At 65.6% G+C, this 3,669-nt stretch carries 5 protein-coding genes; all 5 read right to left on the bottom strand.

Translation table 11 applies throughout. The annotated features are described in order from the left end of the window. On the bottom strand, positions 1-679 hold a 679-nt coding region (locus tag EOA38_RS30565), incomplete at its 3' end, for an FAD binding domain-containing protein (protein WP_127300981.1). A gap of 261 nt (positions 680-940) precedes the next feature. Then, entirely contained in the window at positions 941-1,525 is a 585-nt protein-coding gene (locus EOA38_RS30560) for a TetR/AcrR family transcriptional regulator (RefSeq protein ID WP_127300980.1), read from the bottom strand. A gap of 137 nt (positions 1,526-1,662) precedes the next feature. Continuing rightward, positions 1,663-1,977: a cupredoxin family copper-binding protein gene (locus EOA38_RS30555; RefSeq protein WP_126094480.1), complete on the bottom strand. Its 315-nt coding sequence runs from the start codon at positions 1,975-1,977 to the stop codon at positions 1,663-1,665. Next, entirely contained in the window at positions 1,974-2,498 is a 525-nt protein-coding gene (locus EOA38_RS30550) for a DUF4142 domain-containing protein (protein WP_126094479.1), read from the bottom strand. The genes EOA38_RS30555 and EOA38_RS30550 overlap by 4 nt, the downstream gene beginning before the upstream one ends. A gap of 318 nt (positions 2,499-2,816) precedes the next feature. Next, positions 2,817-3,515: an RNA polymerase sigma factor gene (locus EOA38_RS30545; RefSeq protein ID WP_126094478.1), complete on the bottom strand. Its 699-nt coding sequence runs from the start codon at positions 3,513-3,515 to the stop codon at positions 2,817-2,819. Positions 3,516-3,669: the final 154 nt, after the last annotated feature.

Genomic DNA, 3,669 nt, shown 5'->3' with positions numbered 1-3,669 from the left:
CCGCCCCCTCGACGAGCAGCACCGTCGGCGCCGCGGCGCCAAGCGCCACGCGGGCCGCCTTGATGATGCCCGCCTCATCGAGCGTCAGGTTCACGCCGGCGCTCACAACCGCGATGTCCATCTCGGTGCGCGGAATGAAGCGCTGATAGGCGTCGCCCGCATGCGGCGGGCGCTTGTCGAGCAGGATCGCCTCGACGATCTCGCCCTTGGCGAGCGAGGTACGGCCAGGCCCGGTCGGCACGGCCTCCACGGCAATGGTGCGCTTGCCGTTCGGCCCGGCAACCACGGCCTTGGCGCCGGCTGCCACCAGCGCCGGCACGCTGTCGGCGGCGGGCGAGGCGTTACAGAGATTGCCGACGATGGTGCAGCGTCCCTGCACCTGCTTCGAGCCGATCAGCTTGGCCGCCTCGACGACGCCCGGCCATGCCTTCTTCAGCGCCGCGTTCTCGCCCAGCACCGCGCAAGGCACCGCGGCGCCGATCCTGAAGCCGTCGGCCGTTTCCTGGATATCGCTCAGGCCGTTAATCGCCTTGATGTCGACGATCAGCTCGGGCTCGATGAAACCACCCTTCATCCTCACGAGAAGGTCGCTGCCGCCGGCAAGGATGGCTGCCGGGCCAACCGCCTTGGCGAGCTCGCCAACGGCATCTTCTATTGAAAGCGGACGTATGTAACGCATCGTCTCCCCTTGGTGGTCGTGATCAGATCGACCGTTATAAAGACTCTCCTTATAATGACCATCCGCTTCCTGCATTGCACCACCCAAGTCAGGCCGGCTGGCCCTAATTCTCGTCCCAGCTCTTTGGTCCAAGGCGCTGGAACAACCCGCCCGCGCCGAGCCGGCCAAGCCTCCTTCATGGTTTCCGGCGCAGCCGGGGGGCGCCAGGTTGCGGCGAAGGGGGATGCGGCCGCGTTTCGCCGGCCGGTTCGAAGCCGGGATCTACGCCGTCTGCGCCATCCGCGCCCGCACCAGCGTCGCGGCGGCGTGGCCGGCGGCGGTGATGTAGTCGGGATTGTGGTGGATCAGCATGCTGGAAAAGGCGCCGTCCATCAGCAGCACGATCTCGCGCGCCAGCATCTTCGGTTCGCGCACGCCATGGCTCGAAAGCTCGCCCGCCAGCCATTTCTCGAAATTGCTCTTATGGCGGGAGCCGGCCTTCACCGCCGGATGGCCGGGCATCGCGGCGAGCTCGGCGGCCGTGCGCAGGAAGCCGCAGCCCTTCCATTTGACGTGCCGCGCCACGCGCGCCAGATGGGTGAAGATCGCCACGACCTTCTTGTCCGCGCCGCCTTCCGCGGCCTCGAACCAGCCGGCCATCTGCTTGAGGTTCGGCTGGTCGCGGCTGTCGAGATAGGCCGTGATCAGCTCGTCCTTGCTCTTGAAGTGATAGTAGAGCGTGCGCTTGGTCAGCCCCGCCTTTTCCGCCACGGCATCGACGCTGACGCGGCCGATGCCTTCGGCATAAAAGAGTTTCGCCGCAGCGTCGACGAGGCGTTTTCTGGTCGGATTGGCCTTTTCGCTCATCCACGAAGTATACCGACTAGTGAATATACAAACAAGCCGAAAGCCGCTCCCTTGCGGCCGCTCTAAGTCCAAGGGAAGAATTCATGGACGCATCGGCTGGACAAGGCGCGGCGCGCCTCGCCCGACCGGGCGGCGGGTCAGGGCGAAACCTCCAGGTGACCCTTCATGTTGGGGTGGAAGCGGCAGAAATAATCGACCGCTCCCGCTTGCTTGAGGGTGATCCTGCCTTTCGACTTCGGCGGGATCGTCACCTCCCAGCCGCCTTTCACCGTGGCGGTGTGGGCGATCACGTCCTTGTTGGTCCACTCGATCGTGTCGCCGACCTTGGCCTCGACGCTCGCCGGCGAGAAGACCAGCTTGTCGATCGTCAACTCGATGGTGGCGGCGAGCGCCGGCGAAGCGACGAGCGCCAGCGTCAGCGCGGCCAGGAGCGGCAGCAGGCTCGCCCTCATTTCAGCGCGCCGGCGACATGTTCGGCATGCTGCTCATGCCCCTGGAAGATTTTCAGGCCGGTCTCGAGCAGGCTCTTCAGCTCGGTATTGCTGGCCGAGGGGATGAGCAGCGTTTCGAGCGCGCTGTCGACCTGTTTGTGATAGGCCACCTCGTTCTCGATATAGGCCTTGTCGAAGGCAGCCCCTTTCAGCTTCGCCAGCTTGGCGCGCTCTTCCTTCGCGGCCTTCGCCAGCGCCTGGCTGGTGGCGTTGTCCTCGGGCGTGACTTTCAGCTTCTTCACCAGGTCCAGGGCCTGCTTGTTCACCGCCTCGTGGTCGCGCTCCATGTCCTTGGCGAAGTCGACGACTTCCTTGGTCCTCGATTTCTTGATCGCCAGCTTGGCGGCCTCGATGTCGATCGTGCCCGCCGTATAGGCGATATGGGCGATCTGCGGGTCGGTGGGCTTCTCAGCGGCCCGCGCATAGGGCGCGGCGCCTGCAAGCAGGAAGGCCGCAAGGGCTGCGGTCGGTCGGATAAACATGGCATCTCCTTCGCCCGGCACATCTGCAGGGCTCATCTGGGGTTGACGGCCATTGGATGCGGGGAGAGGCGAAACGTTCCCGGCGTTTTCTCTGCGGGGAGCGAGCACTGCTACGCCGAGTTCCGTCACACCCCCCTCTGTCCTGCCGGACATCCTCCCCGCAAGGGGGGAGATTGGCAGCTTCGGCGCCCCGCCCGTCCTGCAGCGTTGGAGATTAGCGAAAGCCGGCGCGACATCCGATCTCCCCCCTTGCGGGGGAGATGTCCGGCAGGACAGAGGGGGGTGCTGTCCCTCGGCGTTCGCGAATAGCGACGCGCGCTAGCCCTCGAACCCCAGCCTTTTCATCACCGCCTGCGTCAGCCTATCGCACCGCCGGCCGGCGAAAGGAAAAGCGTCGAGCAGCACCGGGCCGATCTCGTCGTCCAGCGCCTTGCGCACCAGCGCACGCGCCCGGTGCAGCCTGGTCTTTACCGTCTCCGGCCTGATGCCGAGCACCTCGGCGGTCTCCTGGATGCTCAGGCCTTCGATGACACGGGCGACGAAGACGCTGCGATAGACGTCGGGAAGGCTGTCGGTCGCCCGTTCGACGAGCCCGAGGATCTGCCGCTGCGCCATCGTCCGCTCCGGATCGTCGCCAGGGTTCAAGTTACTTGGGTTCAGGGGAAACCGGATGATCTGCGCCTCCGGGTTTTCAGGCATCGCCACCATGCGCTTCTTCTTGCGCAGCCGCCCGAGCGCCTCGTTGATCGTGATGCGCGACAGCCAGGTGGATAAAGAGGCATCGCCGCGAAAGGCATCAAGACTGGCGAAGGCGCGCAAATAGGCCTCCTGCACGATGTCCTCGGCCTCGGCGTCGTTGCGCACCACGCCGCGCGCGATGCGGTAGAGCCGCTGGTTGTGCGTCTTGATGATTGCGCGGAAGGCATCCGCTTCCCGCGCAAGCGCGCGGCGCACCAGCGCCATGTCGCCATCATCGGCCGCGGCAATAGCGGCAGCTTGCAGTGCGGGCTTCCTCATCGTGTCCCGATCTCCCGGACAGGCGTTGCATCCAGCAATTGGATGCGCTCGCCGGCAAAAGGTTCCCGAGCTATGCTACAGCTTTCAGCGCCGCCCTGTCTGCGGTCTCCACGCGTGCGGCCGCCGCGAGCAGATCGGTCTGGGTGATCAGGCC

It is taken from the genome of Mesorhizobium sp. M1E.F.Ca.ET.041.01.1.1, from assembly GCF_003997355.1.
GTDB lineage: Bacteria > Pseudomonadota > Alphaproteobacteria > Rhizobiales > Rhizobiaceae > Mesorhizobium.
This window is presented reverse-complemented; position numbering and strand designations above follow the sequence as displayed.